Raw genomic sequence first — 24,111 nt, forward strand, 5'->3', positions numbered from 1 at the left:
TAATTTTTCTCACTTTTCAAACAAATGCACAAAACTGTACTGTAAACGCCGGAGTATTGAATATAACCATTTGCGCAACCGATGCAATGGTTTTAACTGGAAACAATCCGAGTCCTATTATTGGCACAGTCAAATGGACTCAAATCTCTGGTCCAGCAGTAACTATTAATTCACCAACAAGCCCAAGTACAACCGTTTCTGGCTACACAGGAGGAAATACCTATATTTTTAGATATAGCGCAACCTGTTCGGACGGAATTACAGCTTATCAGGATAAAGTTGTAAATGTTAAGCCTATTACTACCGCAATTGCAGGAAGCAACATAACAAGCTGTCCAAATAGTTCTGGAAATTTATCTATTACGGCAAATGCTCCTCAAAATACAGGAGAAACTGGCCGTTGGGAAATCGTCGGAGCTAACAATGCCGGGGTAGTAATTAATTTTCCAGATCTGCCAACCTCAACTATAACTTTGCCTTCTACGAGTTGCGGTGTTACAACACTTCAATGGGTTATAGAAGGTCCTGAATATGCTCCAGGCCAGCGCTGTAGAACTACTTCGCAAATAACTGTAACCAATTATGGCGGTGTTAAACCTGTTTCAGCAGGACCAGATCAAACGCTTAGCAATTGTTATACTACAACACAAAGCACCAATCTTAATGCAACTTATGGAGGTTGCGGCCTAAATGGACAAAATGGGCAATGGACTTTTGTAAGTGGTCCAAATACGCCAACAATTGCCAATCCTAGTGCTAATAATACAGGAGTTTCAAATCTTGTACAGGGAACTTATACTTTTAGATGGACTGTAACTGGTCCTTGTGCTTCTGGCAATGATACAGTTGTAATTAATGTTCCTGCCGCGACACAAGATGTTACGACTCTTCCTGGTGGCGATGAAAATATTTTCTTTTGCGACAACAATATTAATCAAGTAACTTTAGTAGCACAAACTCCTTTATATGCAGGTGAAACCGTTCAATGGACACAGATAGCTGGAGATACTGGCGCTGTAATTGTTTCGCCAACAAATCCAACTACATTAGTTACAAATATATCTGATGCTGGTGATCCATATACATTTAGATATACGCTTACCAATAACAATACGGGTTGTGTTTTTACTAAAGACTATCATGTAGAATATAACGGTGCAACAAGAAGTATTGTGGCCAATAATGGCGATGATATGGTTGGAAGCTGTAATGCAACTGTATTTACTATTCCGCTTACCGTAACAGGAACTGGAGTAAATCAATATCGAATTGTGACAGGACCAGACACTTCTCCGCTCGCCCCTTTCCCTACTGCATTACAAGATGCCGGAAATTCTTTGACTTTAACGCTTACTACACCAGGAGAATATACTGTCGAATTTATTAGAAGCCAAAACGGATCAATTCTTGCTGGCTGCGATTATGGCTTTGACACTCTAAATATTCTAGTTTCTGGTGATCCTACTCCATCTAATGCAGGATCTGATGTAAGTTTGCCTTGCGGTGATACCAGTACAATGCTTTCTGGAGTTGTAACTGGCGAAGGCATGCATTTCTGGAGTCAGCTTAGCGGACCAAATCAGGCAGTGATTGCAGATAATTTTGCCATAGATACTCAGGTCACCGGACTTATTCCTGGAAGTTATGTCTTTCAATATATAACCAAAGGGGGCGGCGCAACTTGTGGTTTTTCAGTTGCCACAGTAACTATTTATGTATCTGATACGACATTGGGTACTCCAAATGCAGGACCGGATCAGATTGTTTGTGCCAATTCTCAAGTACGTCTTGGAGCTGCACCAGTTGAAGCAGGCGAAATTGGCACATGGAGTCAGGTCTCTGGACCAACTACAATTTCGTTTTCCAATGTTAACGACCCAAATGCGATAGCCTCAGGTTTTACGACAAATGTATCGCAATACGAATTACAATGGACTGTTTCTTATCTTCATCCTGGTCCATCTTGTAGTGCATCTGCTTCTGACAATGTAATAATCGTAACGAATAATTCTACAGCAGCCTCAACCTCAGATGCAGGCCCAGATGCCTGTTATCCTTCTGGAACAACCTCTTTTAACCTCAGCGGTAATACTCCTGGCTTTTTAGAAATAGGACTTTGGTCTGTAACACCATCAGCTGGAGTTATTTTTGCCGATACCAGCGATCCAAACACCTTAGTTACCGTTCCTGGAAACGGAACCTATGTTTTCACGTGGTCTATAGAAACCATAACAAGACTTTGTGAACCAAATCAGAGCAACGTTTCTGTTACAATTGCCAATACTCCTCCTGCCGCAAATGCAGGTCCTGATCAAGAAATCTGTGGATCTACCATTACAATGGCCGCTACAACTAGCAGTGGAGCAATTGGAACTTGGACAAGAATTTCTGGTGTTGGAGACTATACCATAAGCGATATTCATGACCCAAACGCAGTTTTTACTTTTACCTATAGTGGTTATTATATTTTTAGATGGACAGTAGATGCTTCGGTCTGCGGTCAAGCATTCGACGACGTTAATTTAACAATTGGTATTCCGCCTCACCAAGCTGTTGCAGGACCAGACCAAAATGTCTGTGGCAATACTAGCGTTACAATGGCAGGAAGTACGTATGACAGTTTTTTTGAAACAGGACAATGGTCAGTTCTAACTGGTGCGCCAAATCAGCCCAATATTGTTGATCCGACTAATCCAAACACTGTCATTAATGGGCTTGTAGCCGGAACTTATACCTTTAGATGGACCATAACTGCAAAAAGCATTTTCTTGTGCCAAGGAACTTTTGATGATATGGTTGTAGTGGTTACCCCAGCGGCAAATGCAGGAGCTGATCAGACTTATTGTGATGTTACTAGCATTCAGCTTACAGGAAATAAAAATTCAACTGGAACCTGGACACTTACTAGCACGTCCGGAAATCCAGCAGATGTTCATATATCACAATCTCCGCCAAATAGTTATATTGCAAATGCTACAGTAGTTCCTGGAAATAGTTACGTTTTTACCTATACCACTTCTAGTGCTACTTTTCCTAATGGATCAACTTGTCCAGGATCGTCTGATTCTGTAAATGTTGAAATTTTTAGTGGAGCAAGTATTCCGCCTGATGCAGGTCCAGATCAAACATTATGTATTTCTGATGTTAACGGAACTGCAACTTTACAAGGAAATATGCCTCCGCCAGATGTTGCTACTTTCGAATGGCGTTTTGCTTCTCAGCCCGCTGGAAGTGTAGCTGTAATCACAACTCCTACTGCTCCACTGACAACAGTTACAGGCTTAACAGTGCCAGGTTTATATATTTTGGAATGGGTTTTTGAAAGCCCTTCTTGCAGAACATTGTCTGATATTGTGAGAATCGTTATGAATGCACCTCCAAGTGCTGCAAATGCTGGCCCTGATGACACAGTAGCTTGTCAGACTACTTACAAAACGGCAGCTGTACCACCTACGGTAGGTATTGGTACATGGACATTTGCCTCTCAGCCTCCGGGAGGAGCGGCAGTAATTGACAATCCAAACAGTCCGGTTACTACATTATCCAATATTAATGTTTTAGGTACTTATGTCTTAACTTGGACAGTTACAAACGGTCCTTTTCCTAATCCATCATTATGTCAGCCAACCTCAGACACAGTCAATATTACTTTTAACGATAATCCACCAACCGTAGCCAATGCAGGCCCTGATCAAGAAATGTGTAATGTTACTACAGCAACTATGGCTGCAAATACTCCACTTATTGGCACTGGACTTTGGACTCAAGTTTCTGGACCTAATACGGCTACAATATCAGCTCCAAATAATCCAAACTCGCTAATGTTAACTTTAATTCCTGGGACTTACATATTTAAATGGACAATAACAACAACCGGATGTATTTCTGAAGATACTGTTCAAGTTACAATTTATGCAAATCCATCAACTGCAGAAGCAGGTCCAAATCAAAGAGTTCCTCAATTTACAGCAGTAAATATGAATGCAACTCCTCCAACAGTTGGTACTGGAGAATGGACTCAGGTTTCTGGACCAAGTACGGTAGGTTTTATGGATCCAACCTCACCAACGACAGCCATTACAGGAACTGTTCCTGGAATATATACTTTGCAATGGACCGTAAGCAATGGTAATTGTGCCGTTTCATCAGACACTATGAACCTAACCATTTTGTCGATTGCCGATCTTGAATTAACTAAAACAGTAACGCCAACAACAGGAAGTATTGGCGATGTTGTTACTTTCAATATCAACGTTTTCAATAATAACGCACTAGGTGGGTCCGCTACCGCAACTAATGTTTCCATACGTGATTTCATTCCGTTCGGTTTTGCACTTGTTGCTGGAACGGTTACTTCGGGAGGAGTATACAATGTTGGAGACAATACCATTACTTGGAGCGGTATCACAATTCCTAGCGGAAGTATTTTAAATTTATCCTTTAAGGCTACAATTCTGGGCGGAGGATCTTATGTTAATACCGCAGAAGTTGTCGCATCAGATCAATTCGATCCTGATAGTACACCTAACAACCAAAATCCTGCAGAAGATGATCAGGATAGCGCAACAGTGGTGCTAGATGTAGCCGATTTATCATTACAGAAAACCGTTTCGCCCGCTACTGTAAGTATAAACGATAACGTCGTGTTTACAATTAGAGTTACCAACAGTGGCCCTAATAATGCTACTGGAATTACAGTTTCAGACAATCTGCCACCTGGATATACGTATGTAAGCGATAATGGAGGCGGAAAATACAATAATACCACTGGAATTTGGAATGTTGGCAATCTGAATAATGGAAATTCTCTTGCTTTGCAAATTACAGCCAAAGTAAACGTTGTTTCATCACCAAATAATTATATCAATACCGCCGAAATACAAACTGCGCATCAATTTGATCCAGACAGTACTCCAGGAAACGGATTACCTGAAGATGACATGGCTAGCGCTACAGTTTCTTTAAAACAAGCTGACTTAGAACTTACTAAAACGGTAACCCCAACTTCTGCCGCAGCTGGAGATCAGGTAACTTTTACAATTAATGTGCTTAACAGAGGACCTGGAAACGCGACTGGAGTTGCAGTAAAAGATGTTATTCCTGTGGGATACACGCTTATTCCAGGATCAGTATCTGCTGGTGGAACCTACCAGGTTGCAACGGCAACACTTGAATGGAAAAATCTGTTAATACCTGCAAACTCTAATGTCAATCTGACTTTTAACGCATTTGTTAATCCTTTAGGAAATTATCTAAATGTTGCACAAATTACAGCTAGTGATTTACCTGATCCCGATAGTGTACCAAATAACAATGTTCCATCTGAAGATGATCAAGATGATGCTGAAATAACTTTTATCGGGCCTTCTGCCGACTTATCTTTAACCAAAAATGTAGTTACAGGTAATACAAGTCCTGTAGTTGGAAGCCAAGTTTCATTTGAACTTAAAATAAAAAATGACGGTCCAAATAATGCAACTGGAGTGCAAGTAACAGATTTATTGCCTTCTGGCTTTCAATACGTAAATTATAGTTCGTCTGCCGGAACATACGACAGTACTACCGGAATATGGAATGTTGGTACAGTTGATACTGGTGTTACTGAATCACTTATTCTTGATGCAAAAGTATTGCCAACAGGAGATTACAAAAACATAACACAGGTTACTGCCAGTGATCTTCCTGATCCTGACAGTACGCCAAATAATGACGATGGAGATCAAAGCGAAGATGATGAAGATAATGTGTTATTAACTCCTATACCGCCATCTGCAGATCTTTCATTAACAAAAACAGTAAGCAATGCTACCCCGCTTGTTGGCTCTCTCGTAACGTTTACTATTATCACCACAAACAGTGGCCCGCAAGATGCAGCCCAAGTTCAAGTAACCGATTTACTGCCTTCTGGATATACTTTTGCTACTTTTAACGCCACAAGCGGAACTTATGATAGTACAACTGGCTTATGGACTCTGGACATATTAGAAAGCAGTGAGTCTGAAACCTTACAGATTAACGCAATAGTCAACGCAACAGGAGATTATACCAATATTGCAGAGGTTACCAATAGTGATACTCCAGATCCTGACTCAACACCAAATAATGGAGTGCCAACAGAAGACGATTACGGAACAGCTACAACTACTCCTATTCAGCAGTCTTCAGATTTATCTTTGGCTAAAACTGTTAATAATGCTACACCATTAGTGGGTTCTCTGGTTACTTTTGAAGTAGTAGTGACCAATAACGGCCCACAAGATAATTTTGGCATACAAGTTACAGATGTGCTTCCGTCTGGTTATACTTTTACAGGATTTACCGTTTCTACAGGAACTTATGACACCGCTACAGGAATATGGACTGTGGGTAATTTAGTAGCTGGTGATGCAGAAACACTGCAAATTGTGGCAAAAGTAAACCCAAGCGGCGATTATTTAAACAAAGCCGAAATAACTGCCGCTAGTCTTCCTGATCCTGATTCTACTCCAAATAACGGAGTTACAACAGAAGACGATTATGCAGAAGCTACAACAGTTCCTATTCCAACATCAGCAGATTTATCACTAACTAAAACTGTTAGTAATGCTACTCCGCCTGTTGGTTCACAAGTAACGTTTAGTATTCAAGTAACAAATTCTGGTCCGCAGGAAGCAAATGGAGTTACTGTTACCGATTTACTGCCTTCTGGATATACTTATGTATCGTATAGTGCAACGACAGGAAGCTATAATCCAGCAACAGGTCTTTGGACAGTTGGAAATATGCCTATTTCAGATTCTTATACTTTACAAATAACAGCTACAGTAAACGCTTCTGGAAATTATACCAATAGTGCAGAAATTACAGCAAGTAGTCAGCCAGATCCTGATTCAACTCCAAATAATGGTGTTACAACAGAGGATGACTATGCAGAAGCGACAACAGTTCCTGTACCAACATCAGCCGATTTATCATTAACTAAAACAGTAAATAACACTACTCCACTTGTAGGCTCTCAAGTAACTTTTAGCCTTCAAGTAAGCAATGCAGGGCCTCAAGCTGCAGATGGCGTTGCCGTTACTGATTTACTACCTTCTGGATATACTTATACATCTTATAGTGCAACTGCTGGAAGCTATAATTCGGCAATAGGTGTATGGACTGTTGGAAATGTCGCAATTGGTGTGACTCATACTTTACAAATAACAGCGGTAGTGAATGCCGCAGGAAATTACACAAATACTTCCGAAATTACAGCAAGTAATCAGCCAGATCCTGATTCAACTCCAAATAATGGAGTAACGACAGAAGATGATTATGCAGAAGTATCAACAACACCTGTAACGCAATCATCTGATTTATCAATAACCAAAACAGTAAACAATACTACGCCTCTAGCCGGCTCACCAGTGACTTTTGCGGTTGTTGTTACCAATAATGGACCACAGGATAATACGGGAGTTCAAATAACCGACTTGTTACCTTCAGGGTATACATATAGCGGTTTCACACTTTCTAGAGGAACCTATAATCCAACAACAGGTCTTTGGACAGTTGGTAATTTAGCCAATGGAGAATCTGAAACACTGCAAATTACAGCCATAGTAAATGATACTGGTGATTATCTTAATATTGCTGAAGTAACTGCAGCCGATCTTCCAGACCCTAATTCTACTCCAAATAATGGAGTTCCTACTGAAAATGATTATGCTACAGCAACTATTACTCCGACAGCACAATCTGCAGATTTATCATTGACCAAAACAGTAAGCAATAACACCCCATTAGTAGGTTCTTTGGTTACTTTTGAAGTCATTGTAACCAATAACGGGCCTCAAGATGCTTCGGGTGTAACGGTTACCGATTTACTTCCAGGCGGCTACACTTATTCTAATTTCACGATTTCTACAGGAACTTATAATCCAACGACTGGATTATGGACTGTTGGCAATTTAATCAACGGAAAATCAGAGACTTTACAAATTTCAGCTATAGTAAATCCGACAGGAAATTATGTAAATATTGCCGAAGTAACGGCAAGTGCGCTTCCTGACCCTGACTCAACGCCAAATAATGGAGTTGCCACAGAAGACGATTACGCAACGGCAACAGTGACGCCAAACGTACAGGCGGCAGATTTATCTTTAACTAAAACAGTTAATAATACCACTCCATTAGTAGGGTCGCCAGTTATTTTTGAAATAATTGCAACAAACAATGGTCCACAGAATACTTCTGGTGTTGAAATAACCGATCTGCTGCCTACTGGATACACTTTTGTTACTTATAGTGCCACAAAAGGAGTCTATAACGCTGTGACAGGAAAATGGACAATTGGCACATTTCTAAATGGAGATTCGCAAGTTTTAAGAATAACAGCTATTGTTAACCCAACAGGAAACTATGTAAATATTGCCGAGGTAACTGCAAGCAATCTGCCAGATCCTAATTCAACACCTGGAAACGGAGATCCAACTGAAAATGATTATGGAACGGCTACAACCTCACCGTTAGGACAATCCGCTGATTTATCTTTAACCAAAACAGTTAATAATCCTACTCCATTAATTGGATCATCGGTAACTTTTGAAATCATTGTTTCAAATAACGGCCCGCAGAATACTTCTGGAGTTGAAGTGACTGACTTATTGCCTACAGGATATACCTTTAGCGGTTTTACAGCAACAAAAGGAACATACAACAGTACCACAGGAAAATGGAATATTGGTTCTTTAGTTAATGGAGATTCTCAGACATTACAGTTAACCGCTATTGTAAATGCAACTGGCAATTATTTAAATACGGCCGAAGTTACTGCAAGTAGCCTTCCAGATCCAAATTCAACTCCAAACAACGGAATTACTACTGAAAATGATTATGCAGAAATTGCAACTGTTCCTGTTCCTCCAATGGCAGATTTATCTCTTGTAAAAGCTGTAATTGGCGGAAATTTAAGCCCAATATTTGGAGCAACAATTACATTCCAAGTAACCGTAACCAACAGCGGTCCACAAGATGCTACTGGGGTAAAAGTACTCGATATGCTGCCAAGCGGTTACGAATATGTGGTATACAGTTCTACATCTGGACAATATTATAATACAACTGGAATTTGGGATATTGGCACTATACCAAGTGGAGCTTCAGAGTCTTTACAAATAGGTGTCAAAGTCAATACAACCGGAGACTATCAAAACATTGCAGAGGTTTACGCTTCTAATGAATTGGATCCAGATTCAACTCCAAATAACGGAGTTACTTCAGAAGATGACATCAGTTCTGTGTTATTGAGTCCTGTTCCAGCAGTAGCCGATCTTTCAATAGAGAAAAAAGTAATCAATAATATACTTAATCCTGCCGTAGGATCGCAAATTTCATTCTCTATTACAGTAACCAACTCAGGCCCTAGCAATTCTACTGGTGTTACCATAAAAGATGTATTGCCTTCTGGATATGATTATATTTTCTATAATTCGACTTCGGGACCTTATAATCCTGTAACGGGCGAATGGACTCCGGGAATCATCCTTGCTGGAAATAGTCATACTTTAATTTTGAATGTTTTTGTAAAAAGTCCAACAGGTACTCCAGACGAATACTTAAATACTGCAGAAATTATGACTGCAGATCAGCATGATCCAGACAGTACACCAGGTAACGGAGTTACGACTGAAGATGATTATGATAGCATTGCGGTTACACCAGTAATTGTAATGGCAGATTTGTCTATTAAGAAAACAGCCCTTAATCAAGATGCCGTTCACGATGTAGGTTCAACGGTTATTTTCACTGTCACCGTAACCAATGATGGTCCTGCAGATGCCTCTGGTGTAAGAGTAAAAGACTTGCCGCCTCCTGGATTTACCTATCAGACCAGTAGTCCTACGAGCGGTTTATACAACTATGTGACAGGTATTTGGAATGTCGGAAATATTCCAACCGGAACCGATCAGTCATTGGATATTTATACAACAGTAAATAAGCCGTCAGGCATAGCAGGCGAATATACAAATATAACCGAGGTTATTGCCAGTAATCTGCCAGATCCAGATTCGACTCCAAATAATGGAATCACGACCGAAGATGACTATGACAGTTTGCAAATCAAAGTTGCCGTTGCCGATTTAAGTCTAGAAAAAACAGCCAGCAACAAAAACGCAAATGTAAACGAAGTTGTCACATTCACCTTACAGCTTAACAATGAAGGCCCAAGCACCGCTACTGGTGTCGCTGTTGAAGACTTGATACCGCTTGGATTCAAGAATATCTCGAATATCAATAATGGTGGTATTTTCAGTAAGAATACGATCAAATGGGTTGACTTAACTGTTCCTGTGGGCGGTATTACGTTAACCTATGAAGCAACTGTAGCCAACCCGCTTGGATTGGAAAGTGTTGATTATGTTAATATTGCTCAAGTAACTGCCAGCAATCAATTTGATCCAGATTCGACACCAAATAATGATAACGGAGACCAAAGCGAAGACGATGAAGATTCTGAATCTATCAACATTCCTTCTACCGACGTAGCCATCAATAAAGAAGTCGATAAAACAGATGTTCCGATGGATAGTCAAGTAACCTTTACCATAACAGCAGAAAATTTAGGCAATTTAACTGCAACAAATGTAGAAGTTCAAGATGCATTGCCTAAAGGATATTCATTAGTAAACTCAGCGGTAACTTCTGGAACTTACGATTCGAAAACAGGCATCTGGAGCATTCCAGCGATTAATAAAGGAACTCCCCAAACATTAACACTAACTGTTAAGGTGGTTGATTTTAATGATTATTTGAATAATGCCCATTTGGTTAAACTAGATCAGATAGACACCAATTCGGCAAACAATCAGGATAGCGCTACCGTTTCGCCAAACTGTCTGAAAATCTACAATGAATTTTCACCAAATGACGACGGCCAAAACGATTTCTTCTACATTGATTGTATTGAAAGATATCCGAATAATCAGCTCGAAATCTTCAACCGCTGGGGTAATTTGGTTTACTACCAAAAAGGTTATAAAAATACTTGGGATGGAAAAGCAGATGGTTCTGCTAAAACGCTTCCTGAAGGCACCTATTTCTATATCCTTGATTTAGGAGACGGATCTAAAAAAACCTCTGGATGGGTTTACCTAAAATAAAACCATCCAGAAAAAAGAAAATTTAAGAATAGGATTAACCAAAATAAAATTGGCTATGATTAAAAATATAAAAAAGGTTTTCGCGATAATAACTCTATTCTCGGTATATGGAGCCTTTGCACAGCAAGACCCGCAATACACGCAGTATATGTACAACACACTCACCGTAAACTCGGCTTATGCCGGTTCGCTGGGACATTTAGCTATAACAGGAATTTACAGAACACAATGGGTTGGTATTGAAGGTGCTCCAGACACTCAAAGTTTTTCTCTGGATACACCAGTCGGAAAAAATGTAGGTCTTGGAATTTCAGTCGTAAACGAAGAAATCGGACCTACAGACGAACAATATCTAGATGCCAATTTCTCCTACACCATTAAATCTGGAGAAACACACAAGCTTTCCTTTGGAATAAAAGGCGGCGGACGTGTGATTAATATCGATTGGTCTAAAGGAAGTTACAAAGATCCCGATGTACAGTTTCGTGAAAACATTACCAACAAATTCCTTCCTGTTATTGGAGCTGGATTGTATTGGCACGGAGAGAGAGATTATATCGGAGTTTCAATTCCGAATTTTATGACCCGAGAGCGCTACACTTACGATGATATCAGCGAAGATTTAGTCAATCAGAGAATACACGTTTATCTTATTGGAGGTTATGTTTTTGACCTTTCGGCACATACCAAATTCAAACCTGCTCTTTTCCTAAAATATGTGGCTGGCGCTCCAATGATTGCCGATATATCTGCCAATTTTATGTTCAACAATGCTCTAACGCTCGGTGTTTCCTATCGTACATCAGATTCTGTGAGCGGTCTCGTTGGAATACAAATCACGCCAATGATTATGGCTGGTTACGCTTACGATTACACTACAACCGCATTGCAGAATTACAATAGCGGAACGCACGAAATTATGCTTCGTTTTGAACTGGTTTCACGCAAAAAAGGACTAAAATCACCAAGATTCTTTTAATACGAATAGTCTATGAAAAGAACAATTACTATACTCGCATTATTGGTTTTACAGCTGATTCATTCGCAAACCAAAAACAAAACTGCCGATGCTCTTTTTGATAAGATGTATTATGTTGAAGCCGCAAAATCGTATGAACTTTCCATCAACAATGGAGATGCTTCCAAAGAAACACTTCAGCGACTTGGAGACGCTTATTATTTCAATACAAAAATGTCCAGTGCTTCAAAATGGTACGGAAAGCTAATTGCTGACTATCCGAATGAAGTTTCTGCGGAATATTTATTTCGTTACGCACAGTCGCTGCAAGGAATTCAGAATTATGAACTGGCAAAAAAATGGATGAAAAGTTTCGCCGAAAAGCAAAAATCCACAGATCCTAGGGCTAAGAATTTTTCTCTTAAAAATGTCACTTTAGAAGATATTGAAAATATAAAACCTTCTTTTCTGCTAGAAAATTTAGACATAAATACTGCTAATTCCGATTTTGGGCCAATGTATTACAAAGGCGACTTGGTTTATTCTACTACTGCTGATTCTTCCTATTGGAAAACAGATCGATACGGATGGAACGATCAGCCTTATCTGAATATGCAACTGGGAAAAATAAGCGAAACGCAATCTAATGTCACTTTTAAAGAACGCTTTGGAAAGGACATTACAACCAAGTATCACGAGGCTTGCATTGCCTTTTCTCCAGATGAAAAAACAATTTACTTTACACGAAATAATTATAACGGGAAATTAAAACGTGACAGTAAAGGCATTAACAATCTGAAAATCTACTCGGCAACGGCTGTAGAAAATCAAAATGGAACCACGCAATGGACCGACATTAAAGAATTGCCCTTCAATAGTGACAATTACTCAGTCGGACATCCATCTGTAAGCAAAGATGGTAAAAAGCTGTATTTCGTTTCGGATATGCCCGGAACAATTGGTTCTACCGATATTTTTGTGGTTGATATTTTGGGCAATAATCAATTCTCTGAACCCAAAAATTTAGGCGAAAAAATAAATACGACAGGACGCGAGATGTTCCCATACATTACCGATCAGGCGCTGTATTTTTCTTCTGACGGATTTTTAGGATTAGGAGGTTTAGACGTATTTGAAAGCAGATTAAACGATGGCGCTTTTGACACACCAGCCAATCTAGGAGCACCATTAAACAGCAATAGAGATGATTTTGGTTATATCGTTAACGAAGCCACTAACAAAGGTTTTGTGTGCTCAAACAGAAAAACAGGAAAAGGCGATGATGATATTTACTCTTTTGAAAGATCGTGCAACCAAGCCATAAGCGGTTATGTTTATGATGCTATTTCAAACAACAGAATTGCCGGTGCAATGGTAACGCTTAAAAATGCAAACGGAATAAAAGTGGCTGAAACCGTTTCTCAGCTCGACGGAAGATATGATTTTAACAACAACGTAAATTGCAATACTCCATATACAATCGAGGTTACAAAGGACAATTATAACGCCAATACGAAAGCCATTGTTACGGCAAACAGCTCTGGAAAAACAGAAGCTCTTGTAGGTTTGGATCCTGCTTTAATTGCTCGGGAAAATGGAGTTTTGAAAATAAAAATCGGAATTATTTTCTTTGATTTAGACAAATCAGATATACGTTATGATGCTGCAATAGAATTAAATAAAGTAGTTCTCTTAATGCATCAGTATAACTCAATTGTTATAAAAATTGAATCGCACACCGACTCTCGTGCCAATGATCAATATAATTTAGAATTGTCAGACAGAAGAGCAAAAGCCACAAGAGATTATTTAATTTCCCAACGAGTTGCTCCAGAACGAATAGAAAGTGCAATAGGCTATGGAGAAACCCAATTAATCAATAATTGCTCCAATGGCGTTCCGTGTACAGAAGCGCAACATCAAGTCAATCGCCGAAGCGAATTCATCATCACAAAAATGTAAAAAAAAACGCCTTAAGAATCCAATCTCAAGGCGTTTTTCTATAATCTTTCTTCTTGCTCCTATTGTCTATTGTCTCACTGAAGCTTCACACACATCCATTCTCCTTTCATAATCAACTTATCTTCATCAAAGGCTTCACCAGATTGTTTTATGATTTTTTCGCTTGTACGAATGTTTTTTACGACAAATTTAACGAGTTTATTGAATTCAACACCTCCAAAAAACTCCACTTTATCTAAGCTAACCAATCCAAAAACGCCATCTGCGATTCCTAAAAGCTTTATTCCTGCACCACCACATTGCGCCATAGCTTCGATCAAAATAGTTCCCGGAACAAAATTAAAATCGGGAAAACTGCCCTGAAGCCAGGCATCTTTATCTGTAAACGTCTTTAAACCAACGATTGTGTCTGTTGTATAAGAAATAATTTCATCTACAAAGAGAAATGGAGCACGATGCGGAATTAAGTCTTCTATTTTTTTAGTCATGTCTGTAATTTTTAACAATGTACGAATCTGAACTGAAATAGACAATATTAAAATGGCATCTGTGTTAAAAGCAGGTTAAAATGTTAAAAAAAGGCTGACTTAAAAACAAGTCAGCCCACGTTATCAACTCTAAAATCACAAGTTTTATTCTGTTAGCAAAACAAAACTTTTTGCATCTGCTTTGATTTTATTTCCTTCAAAATCAATATCGATTATTGCTCGCTTTTCTTGGAGAAACACCGCTATTGCTAAAATGTGTATGCGAGCACATACTTCATTTTTCCGTTTTTATCATAAAAAACATCACCGTGACCTACTCCATTTATGCCAACATCTTTTCTGCTAATTATCGGACTTTCAGTTGCTTTTTCCCAAGGTCCCATTGGACTTGAAGCTGTCGCATAACCCACTGCATAATCGGGATTTCTAAAATCGTTTGCAGAATAAATCATATAATACAGATTATTGTGTTTTAAAACTGTCGGACCTTCTGTAACTGGCCATGAAACATTCTGGGTATTTTCCCACGGCAGAACACCAGAAATACATTCTTTCAGCGTTTCTTCTTTTATTCCAGAGAAATCATTATTCAATTCAGCTACAAAAATTCGGTTTCCATTAGTCAAACGCACGTGATAAAGGTACTTTTTGCCGTCCTGATCAACAAAAAAGAAAGGATCAATCTGTTTGCCCGAATTAAACATTGAAGCCTTAGAATCGTTTTTAAATGGCCCAAGCGGACTATCACTACTTGCAATGGCAATATTCTCATCGGCAGTATAAATCATATAAAACTTATTGTTGCTTTTAAAAACTTGCGGTGCCCAAAAACCTTTCGTTCCATAAGCGTCTCCTTTTTTTAATGCCAGTCCATTTTGCGCTCCAATAGGACCTTTCCATTTTTTCAAATCGGAAGAAGTGTACACTTGAAAACCTTCTCCATTAGGAAAATCTCCCGTGGTTGTTCCGTACAAATAATAAACTCCATTTTCGTAAAAAATAGTTGGATCTGCCAACAAGATTGGTTGATCTTTTGAAGTCGTTTTTTTAACCGTTTCTTTATCTTGAGAACAACAAACAAAGACACAAAACAGACTTAAAAGCGTAAAATATTTTTTTATTTCCATTATTAAACTTTTTATTTAATTAAATCAATTTAAAAACTAAAAATCAATTAGTTAAAACAATACTATAGAAAACCTCTATGATACAAATTTTGTTAAAAACACGTCATTTCGCTTCAAAAAAGTCCTTTTTATTTTTCACAAAAAAGTCTTTCAAATAACGTTTTTCAACTCCTAATTTCCAGCTCAAAACTCCTTACTATTTAGCCGAAAATTGATACAAAGAAACCGTATGATACTTCTCTCCTGCCTTTAAAGTTATTTGAGGGAATTTTGGCTGATTTGGCGCATCTGGAAAGTGCTGTGTTTCTAAAGCGAAAGCAGTTCTAAAATCATCTTTAGCACCTGATTTAAAGGTGTTTTTACTTTGCATGAAGTTTCCGCTATAAAATTGTAATCCAGGCTCTTCTGTATAAATATCTAAAGTAATACCTGAAACATCACCTTTAATCGTTGCCGCATGAACAAATCCGTCTTTTTTAGCCCCATTAAGCACATAATTATGGTCATAACCTTTTCCGAATTTCAGCTGTTCGTCTTTGTTTTCTATTCTTTCGCCAATTTTATGTTTTGATGTAAAATCGAATGGTGTATTTTTTACCGATTTCAATTCTCCAGTCGGAATCAAACCTTCATCAACGGGTGTAAATTTATCTCCGTAAATCTGTAATTCGTGATTTAAAATTGTTCCGCTTCCTTCTCCATTCAAATTGAAAAAGGCATGATTGGTTAAATTAACAATCGTAGTTTTATCCGTTGTAGCTTCATATTCCATTTTTATTGCATGATCATCTGTAATAGAATAAGTTACTTTTACATTTAGATTTCCGGGAAAGCCTTGTTCTCCATCTGGCGAAGCATACGTAAAAACCAGCGTATTCTCATTTGTCTTTTCAGCATTCCAAACAACGTCTTGAAACCCTTTTATACCACCGTGCAGCGCATTTTTTCCGTTATTAAGCGGAATTTGATATTGCTTTCCTTCGAGCGTAAATTTGCCTAATGCAACTCTGTTGCCAACTCTTCCGATTGTAGCACCAAAGTAAGGTTCCGTGGAGTTTTTAAAGCCTTTTACGCTATTCATTCCGACTACGACATCGGTTGGTTTTCCATTTTTATCCTTAACCCATAAACCTACTAATCGCCCGCCATAGTTGGTAAAAGCAACTTTTATGTCTTTATTTTCGATCCAATACAAACTGACTTTTTTACCATCGATTATTGTGTCGAAGTTTTTAGTCTCTAAAACCGTTCTTATCGAATCTTGTTTGATTTCTGAGCTTTCTTTTGAAGTCGTATTTTCTTTTTTATTGTCTTTACAGTTAAATTGGAAAAGTACAAGCAACAAAACTGCAAGCAATTTGAATATTTTTCATTTTTATCTTTTTTGAAATGATTTTAATTTGACGGAATAGCCAATGGCATTCCTTCACTAACTGGCTCACCCAAAACTGGAAAACCGTTGGCGTCCCATTCTATTTTTTGCATTCTTGGCGATCTTTTGTTACCGCATCCCTCTCCTGGGTTTGAATTGGCATGATACAAAATCCAGTCTTCCTTTCCGTCAGGAGATTTAAAGAATGAATTATGTCCTGGCGCGTAAACTTTGTTTTTTTCTGATTGTTTGAAAATAGGCTCAGGAGATTTCTTCCAAGCATTTGCATCTAGCAAATTATCTGTGCCCGTAAAGGTTAACAGTCCTAAAGCATAGAAATCGGTCCAGCATCCACTTGCCGAAAACACAATGAAGATTTTTCCGTTTCTTTCTAAAAACTGTGGCCCTTCGTTCACATTTACCTGCGGCGGATTCACCTCATCGTGCAAAGCTCCGTGTGTTTCCCAATCGTTTGTTGGTGCAGAAATCATAACGCGATCGCCATCAATCTCTAACGGATTTTTCATTTTGGCAATGTAAATATTCTGCTGACCGTTTTTGTCTCCTTCCCAGCCTGCCCAAATCATGTACAGCTGTTTTTTATATTCAAAAACATTTCCGTCAATTGCCCATTTATCGGTTTTCGCGCCGATTTTGCCTTTAAATTCAAATTTCCCTTCAAACGGATCTGAAGATTTATTTTCTAAAACATACATTCTGTGATTGTTATTATCGCCATTATCTGCCGCGAAATAGCAATACCATTTTCCATTAATGATATGAAACTCAGGCGCCCAGATTTCTGCCGAATAATTGGTGTTTTTGGGCGGTGTCCAAATCACTTTGCTTTCTGCATTTTTAATATCCGAAAGATCTTTTGTTTTCCACAAAACCAATTTGTTTCCAAGTGTGTTGGTGTAGTAATAGTAGCCTTTGTAATACGTACTGTAAGGATCTGCTCCCGACGGAAGGATTGGGTTAGTGAATGTTTTTTGCTGTGCGAAACTTATCGTTGTGAACAGGAAAAGGATTAGATATTTTTTCATTTTTAGTTTTTTGTTAGTCTTTGAATTTTCTCTCGCAGATTTGGCAGATTATGCTGATAAAAAAAAATCTGCCAAATCTGCGAGAGAAATAAATTTAATTTTAATTCAAAGCATTGATAACCTCCGTATTAATTTTGTTCACAGCTTTAAAATCCATTTTATCTACTTTTCTATCGTAAGTCATAAAACCGTTTACTTCGCCTTCAACATCGGTTGTTTGAGTATAGACTGCAGCCGAGAATCCCGTTTTAACGTATTTTCGAAGCGTTTCCGCGTACTTTTTGTATTCGGCGGTAACTTCTGCCTCATTCTTAAATTTGATGTATCCCCAGTTGTCATTTGCTCTCCAAAGATGTCCTTCTAACGGAAGACCGATTCCGCCATACTCTCCCAAGACGGTAACTCTTCTAGCATCGTACAAATACATATCTGGACCAGGATAATTGTGTAAATCTAAAATATCGCCCGTTTGAAAGTGATTTCCTCCGCTTGCAGAATTAATCAGACGCGTTGAATCATGATTTTTGGTCCATTCTGTAATTTCAACAGTTTTAAATTGCCCCCAAGCTTCGTTAAACGGAACCCAAACCACAATACTTGGGTAGGAATACAGATGATCCATAATTTCACGCCACTCTTTTCTGTAGATTTCTTCTGATTTTGCCGAACGCTGTAATTCTGTTCCTTCAAAATACTTTCTATTTTGCCAAACTGGCTGATCGTCTCCACTTGGCATATCTTGCCAAACCAAAATTCCTAACTGATCGCAATGCGTATACCAGCGCTCCGGCTCGACTTTTACGTGTTTACGAATCATATTAAATCCTAGTTCTTTGGTTTTAACAATGTCGTATTTCAAAGCTTCATCAGTTGGCGCTGTATACAATCCGTCTGGCCACCAACCTTGGTCAAGAGGTCCGAATTGAAAATAATCTTTGTTGTTTAATTGCATTCTCACGATTCCGTTTTCATCGCGTTTAGAAGAGATTTTTCGCATCACAAAATAACTCTTTACCTCATCAACCACTTTGTTTTTGCTGATTAAGCGAATTTTTGTCTGATATAAAAACGGGCTTTCAGGCGACCACAGTTTCGGATTATTCAAAACAATATCGTTGCTTTCGCCTACAACCGCTTTTTCTTTAGCAATCTCTTTTCCGTTATCGAAAACAGAAATTTCAACTAAATCTCCTTTTTCTGCTCCATTTGCCTCCGCTTTTATTCTAATCGTATTTTGATCAATATTTGGCGTTGTTTTTAATGCTCGCAATGTTTTTAGCATTTACAGGCTCAATCCAAACCGTCTGCCAGATTCCGGTAACAGGCGTGTACCAAATTCCTTCTGGATTTTTGACTTGTTTTCCTCTTGGTTGAGGCCCATCGTTGGAAGGATCCCAAACTTTTACAACTAGCTTTTGATTTTTCCCTTTTTGGATGAATGGCGTAATGTCAAACGAAAATGGCGTATAACCTCCCGTATGCGAACCCACTTTTACATCATTCACAAAAACTTCTGTTTTCCAATCGACAGCACCAAAATGCAAAAGGATATTTTTTCCATTCCAGCCCGATTCAATCGAAAATTGAGTTTCGTACCAAAGTTCATTTTTAGCACCAACTTCTTTCATCACGCCAGACAAACTCGATTCGGTCGCAAACGGAACCAAAATCTGCCCGTCATATTTTGAAGGCGCTGCTTTTCCAAATTCTTGAATGCTATAATTCCACAAACCATTCAGATTTTTCCATTGGCCGCGCTCCATAATCGGACGGGGATATTCGGGTAAAGTTTTCTTCGGATCAACCTGCTCTGCCCATTTGGTCTTGATTTTATCACCTTGTGGTTTCCATTGCGCATTTACCGCAAACATGGATAACAAGGCTAAAAAAAGGATGCTTTTTCTTTTCATATTTTATATTTTTAGGCATTTAATGAATGCCATGATTTTCTTCTAAATCAAAATGAATTACCGGGCTCATCTCCACATAAGCCCGATAATTACTGAACTAAACTAACTTAACTAACCAATTTTTTGAGTTATGAGTTTTGAGTTAGAAGTTATGAGTTCTTGCTAATTGTTATTTTATTCCTCAATAAATAACCAGCTAGTCATCACAACAAAAACTCATAACTTCTAATTCATAACTTATAACTTCTTCGTAAGGCCGAATTTCTTCACCAAACTGTCGTATTCTTTTTTAGAGATTGTAATCATGCAGCCGTGGCGTACTTTTTCTGGAAGACTGTATTTGTCCCAATCTGAGAAAAAAGTGTAGCCTGAGGCTTGAAACCAAGGTCCGTTTAGGTTATCTGCAATCGATAATCCGTAGGAAACACCTGGATATTGTTCGTAATACATGTACCATATTTTGTCATCTGGAGAAGGAATTAGCATTGGCGCTTCTCTAAAGTTTGGACTGATAGATTGCTGGGGCAAAGAATAAGGTCCTAAAAGATTTTTTGATTTGGCAATTCGAATGGTTTTTCCGGTTGTCCAATACAAAGTTGGATACGTTTCGTCTTTAATCACGGCGTAGTAAGAATCGCCAACTTTACGAATAAAAACATCAATCGTTCCCATATCCCAATCGAATAAACGTTTTGGAGTTCCTTCGAAAGTTTTTAAATCTTTAGACAAAACATACAAAGTACGCTGACTTGCCCAATAACGTTCTCCGTCTTCTTTTGTTCCTTCTAAATGTGGCGTATGCCAAGTCATGATGAACTTTTGAGAAGGTTCATCATAATACAATTTTGGAGCACCAATTCGCTGTAAAGCGTTTGAATAATCTGGCGTACTTTTTAAATCGGGCGTATAATCAGCATGTTTTTTCCAAGTGATTAAATCATCCGAAACCCAAATATTAATACTTTTAGCATCGTCTCCTGTATTTCCAGCAATATAATATTTCCCGTCTGGACCTTTGCAGATATCGGGATGTCCCTTATAATCTTCAAAAACGCGTTTTCCATTGTTCAGATTTTCCCAATGAAGTCCATCCAAACTAACAGAATAATACAATCTGCCGTAATCGTTATGCGTCATGTGTGCAAAAAGATAGGCTTCGTTTTTTGGTTTTTCGCTTCCTTTTACCTGTCCTGGAGGATCTGGCTGTTGCGCTTTCGCAGAAAAACCGACCAGAATCATCATTAGAAAAAATAAGTTCTTTATTGTTTTCATAAGCTGTTTTTTTTAATGTGATAATTTGTCAATTAGATAATTAGATAATTTTTGAAATGTGTTAATAGGCTAATTTTCTAATTACCACATTTTCTAATTATCTAATTATCAAATTGACACATTATCTAATTCTTCTTATTCGCCTCAGCAGTCATTTTCTTAATCAAATCTGTTTCAGCTTGAATATATGGCGTTCCGTCTGTATGTAAAACATCATGAAACCAAAGTTTAGGCTCTGCTGTGTATGTTTTTGTCCAACTGTCCCAAGCGTATTTCGTTTGTGTTTTTCCGTCTACAAATCCCCAATTGATCATACCTACGTTGTATTTTCTAGCAATTGGAAGAAACCCTTCAAAAGTGCTTCCGTTTGGTCTTGCCATATATTCTGTACAGATTAATGGTTTTCCATAGCGCTGTAATTGTTTGATTACTTTTTCGAAATCCTGAGGCGTGTTGTAATTGTGGAAAGAAACAATATCTGACTGCTCGATCTGCATTTTGTGCATTGGTTTCATCTTCGCTTCGTCGCTCCAATCTCCTACCCAAACGCCAGAAGTCAATGGCTGAGAAGGATTGCTCTCTCTTGCCCACGCAAAAACATCTTTTAAAAGCGGTAAAATCAAATCGACTTTGTTTTTAATTTCTACTTTTTCGTAAGATGGTCCCGTCATGTTATCTGGTTCGTTCCAAACATCCCAACCTAAAATTCGTTTGTCATCTTTAAAATGAGAAACCGTTTCTTTTACATATTTCTCTAAACGCGGATATTGTGTTTTATCCTGAAGCGCCTTTTGTCCCGGAGCTTGCACCCAACCTGAATTATGCGTATGCGGTTTTGGAGCACGCTGTTTTCCTAAAGCTGGAAACGGATCCCAACAAGAATCAAACAAAACAAAAAGGGTTTTTATGTGATGTTTATCAGCAATTTCTAAAAATTGGTCCATGCGTTTGTAAAGTCCTTCTGCATCTTGCTGATGCAATAAATCATGCAAATACACGCGCATTACATTCATGCCAAGACCTTCGGCCCAGCCCAATTCCTGATCAATTCGTTTTGGATCAAAAGTATCTTCCTGCCACATCTCTAACTGATTTATAGCTGTGCTAGGAGAATAATTTGCCCCAACTAACCAAGGCTGTTCTGCGTACCATTTATTGGCCTGATCTTTTGTCCAGATTTCTCTTTTTTCTATTGAGGCGACTTCGCTTTCCTTTTCTTCAGGATTATTTTTTTTATTGTTGCGACTAAGCAATACGAGTCCTGCTAACATAAATGTCAGACACAATTTTACTTTCTTCATTTCAATTTTATTTTTTTGAACAATCGTTCTTTATGATAAGGGAACCAGACTTTTACATCTGATTCCCTCAAAAAATCAGTTTTAATATCCAGAGTTCTGCTCTAGATTTGGATTATTATCTACATCACTTTGCGGAATTGGCATTCTGTGATTTTTTCCAACTGTGAAGTTTTTAAAATCTGGATCACGAAGCGCAATTTTATCAACAGAAGCTTGAGAATTTAAATCTCCCCAACGTTTTAAATCTTCCCAACGCACGCTTTCGCCACACAATTCCAAAACTCTTTCCATTTTCAAACGCTCTAGGAATTTGTCGTGATCGTTTCCAATTTCAGGATGTGCTGTCGCCAATGCATTCATATTTGCACGAGCTCTAACTAAATCAACATACTGATACGCTTGAGCAGTATTTCCTAATTCGTTTAAAACTTCCGCGTAGCGCAATAAAATATCCGCATAACGAACCAATCTGTAGTTTACTTGGTTGTAGTAATCTTCGTTGTTTCTGTAATAATCGCGGCTTCCTTTTCTAAACCAAGCTTCATTATTGTTCCATTCCCAGTTTCTTCCGTATGTTTTGTCTCCAAAATCGGCTAATAACTGAGGGTAGAATAAAGTCCATCTTAACCTTTCATCCAATTTTCCGTCTTTATTGTTTTCTTGTTTAAAAGCATCCACTAACCAAATACGCGCTTGTCCGTCAGACCATCCAATTCCTCTTGGCGCGAAAAACTGAGAACGGTTGCTAGAAACTGCTTGCATTTTGCGCTTCATCAGTTCCTCCTTTTCTTTGGTCTCCAAACTGGATTTCAAAAACAGATTCGGCATTATTTTCATTTGTATCCGTAAAATTATCTCTGTAGTTAGATACCAAACTGTACTTCGCTCCTGCTCCAGAAATTAAAAACTCAAGAGCTCCTTTTGCTTCATTCCATTTGTGCTGTTGCATATATACTTTGGCAAGAAAGGCCTTTGCGGCACCTTTATCTGGTCTTCCTAATTGATCAGCTGACCAATCTCTTGGCAAATCTTCAAAAGCTTCATTCAAATCTTTTTCTACTTGAGCCCATATTTCGTCTACCTTTACTTGTTTTGGCAAATCTGCTGGCGTAGACGGATCTAAAACTAATGGCACATCTTCCCAAATTACACCTGCATAATAGTAGTGTAATGCTCTAAAGAATTTAGCCTGCGCGATAATTTTCTTTTTATCATCTTCGTTCTGAAAAGTGATATTCGGAACATTAGCCAAAACCTGATTACATCTAAAAATAGCTTTATAAGTATCTCTCCACGTTACGGCATTTCCTTCCCAAAAATTATAATTGATATAATTGAATCTAGTCCAATCTGCCAATTCTGTCCACGGACTCACGCTATAACCTTCATCAGAAGTTAAATCCAGACGGAAATAAATCCATCTCGCCCACAAACCGTCTTTATAAAACATGGCATAAATAGAGTTTACACCGGCTTGTGCATCACTTTCAGTTTTCCAATATTGGTCTACTGTAATATCATTTGGGCTATTCAAGTCCAATTCGTTTTCACA

General features: G+C 38.4%; 13 protein-coding genes. 3 read left to right on the plus strand and 10 right to left on the minus strand.

What is annotated here, in order from left to right:
• The first annotated feature begins 56 nt into the window (after positions 1 to 56).
• The 3 genes from P5P87_RS06045 to P5P87_RS06055 are packed head-to-tail and all read left to right on the plus strand — an operon-like array spanning position 57 to position 14,043.
• Positions 57 to 11,123: a PKD domain-containing protein gene (locus P5P87_RS06045; protein WP_278021924.1), complete on the plus strand. Its 11,067-nt coding sequence runs from the start codon at positions 57 to 59 to the stop codon at positions 11,121 to 11,123.
• A gap of 55 nt (positions 11,124 to 11,178) precedes the next feature.
• Positions 11,179 to 12,102, plus strand: coding sequence for a PorP/SprF family type IX secretion system membrane protein (locus tag P5P87_RS06050; protein ID WP_278021925.1), 924 nt, complete (start codon positions 11,179 to 11,181; stop codon positions 12,100 to 12,102).
• 12 nt (positions 12,103 to 12,114) lie between these two features.
• Complete coding sequence (locus tag P5P87_RS06055) at positions 12,115 to 14,043, plus strand: OmpA family protein (protein WP_278021926.1); 1,929 nt, start codon at positions 12,115 to 12,117, stop codon at positions 14,041 to 14,043.
• A gap of 74 nt (positions 14,044 to 14,117) precedes the next feature.
• Here P5P87_RS06055 and P5P87_RS06060 read toward each other — a convergent pair whose 3' ends face one another.
• The 10 genes from P5P87_RS06060 to P5P87_RS06105 form a co-directional block, all read right to left on the minus strand.
• Positions 14,118 to 14,531, minus strand: coding sequence for a 3-hydroxyacyl-ACP dehydratase FabZ family protein (locus tag P5P87_RS06060; protein ID WP_198855957.1), 414 nt, complete (start codon positions 14,529 to 14,531; stop codon positions 14,118 to 14,120).
• 248 nt (positions 14,532 to 14,779) lie between these two features.
• A complete protein-coding gene (locus P5P87_RS06065) occupies positions 14,780 to 15,658 on the minus strand; it encodes a glycoside hydrolase family 43 protein (RefSeq protein ID WP_340696661.1) in 879 nt (292 codons plus the stop codon).
• Between the two features lie 196 nt (positions 15,659 to 15,854).
• The gene (locus tag P5P87_RS06070; protein WP_278021927.1) at positions 15,855 to 17,015 is read right to left on the minus strand and encodes an aldose epimerase family protein; all 1,161 of its coding nucleotides are present in this window, start codon (positions 17,013 to 17,015) and stop codon (positions 15,855 to 15,857) included.
• 38 nt (positions 17,016 to 17,053) lie between these two features.
• Positions 17,054 to 18,076, minus strand: a complete 1,023-nt coding sequence (locus tag P5P87_RS06075; RefSeq protein ID WP_278021928.1) for a glycoside hydrolase family 43 protein — start codon at positions 18,074 to 18,076, stop codon at positions 17,054 to 17,056.
• A 100-nt stretch (positions 18,077 to 18,176) separates the two neighbouring features.
• Positions 18,177 to 19,346 (minus strand): glycoside hydrolase family 2 protein, encoded by a 1,170-nt coding sequence (locus P5P87_RS06080; protein ID WP_278021929.1) that lies wholly within the window; start codon positions 19,344 to 19,346, stop codon positions 18,177 to 18,179.
• Positions 19,315 to 19,986 carry a sugar-binding domain-containing protein gene (locus P5P87_RS06085; protein WP_278021930.1) on the minus strand — a complete coding sequence of 224 codons (672 nt, stop codon included), beginning with the start codon at positions 19,984 to 19,986 and terminating at the stop codon, positions 19,315 to 19,317. Before P5P87_RS06085 ends, P5P87_RS06080 begins: the two co-directional genes overlap by 32 nt.
• A 237-nt stretch (positions 19,987 to 20,223) precedes the next feature.
• Positions 20,224 to 21,258, minus strand: a complete 1,035-nt coding sequence (locus P5P87_RS06090; protein ID WP_278021931.1) for a glycoside hydrolase family 43 protein — start codon at positions 21,256 to 21,258, stop codon at positions 20,224 to 20,226.
• A gap of 125 nt (positions 21,259 to 21,383) precedes the next feature.
• A complete protein-coding gene (locus P5P87_RS06095) occupies positions 21,384 to 22,559 on the minus strand; it encodes a cellulase family glycosylhydrolase (RefSeq protein WP_278021932.1) in 1,176 nt (391 codons plus the stop codon).
• Positions 22,560 to 22,640: 81 nt separating this feature from the next.
• Positions 22,641 to 23,333, minus strand: coding sequence for a RagB/SusD family nutrient uptake outer membrane protein (locus P5P87_RS06100; RefSeq protein ID WP_278021933.1), 693 nt, complete (start codon positions 23,331 to 23,333; stop codon positions 22,641 to 22,643).
• Positions 23,305 to 24,099: a RagB/SusD family nutrient uptake outer membrane protein gene (locus P5P87_RS06105; RefSeq protein WP_278021934.1), complete on the minus strand. Its 795-nt coding sequence runs from the start codon at positions 24,097 to 24,099 to the stop codon at positions 23,305 to 23,307. Before P5P87_RS06105 ends, P5P87_RS06100 begins: the two co-directional genes overlap by 29 nt.
• Positions 24,100 to 24,111 lie beyond the last annotated feature (12 nt).

It is taken from the genome of Flavobacterium ginsengisoli, assembly GCF_029625315.1.
GTDB classification, from domain to species: domain Bacteria; phylum Bacteroidota; class Bacteroidia; order Flavobacteriales; family Flavobacteriaceae; genus Flavobacterium; species Flavobacterium ginsengisoli.

Coding starts and splice junctions, on each gene's coding strand:
- P5P87_RS06050 (WP_278021925.1), top strand. CDS start 11,179: ATGATTAAAAATATAAAAAAGGTTTTCGCGATAATAACTCTATTCTCG.
- P5P87_RS06055 (WP_278021926.1), top strand. CDS start 12,115: ATGAAAAGAACAATTACTATACTCGCATTATTGGTTTTACAGCTGATT.
- P5P87_RS06060 (WP_198855957.1), bottom strand. CDS start 14,531: ATGACTAAAAAAATAGAAGACTTAATTCCGCATCGTGCTCCATTTCTC.
- P5P87_RS06065 (WP_340696661.1), bottom strand. CDS start 15,658: ATGGAAATAAAAAAATATTTTACGCTTTTAAGTCTGTTTTGTGTCTTT.
- P5P87_RS06075 (WP_278021928.1), bottom strand. CDS start 18,076: ATGAAAAAATATCTAATCCTTTTCCTGTTCACAACGATAAGTTTCGCA.
- P5P87_RS06085 (WP_278021930.1), bottom strand. CDS start 19,986: ATGAAAAGAAAAAGCATCCTTTTTTTAGCCTTGTTATCCATGTTTGCG.
- P5P87_RS06090 (WP_278021931.1), bottom strand. CDS start 21,258: ATGAAAACAATAAAGAACTTATTTTTTCTAATGATGATTCTGGTCGGT.
- P5P87_RS06095 (WP_278021932.1), bottom strand. CDS start 22,559: ATGAAGAAAGTAAAATTGTGTCTGACATTTATGTTAGCAGGACTCGTA.
- P5P87_RS06100 (WP_278021933.1), bottom strand. CDS start 23,333: ATGAAGCGCAAAATGCAAGCAGTTTCTAGCAACCGTTCTCAGTTTTTC.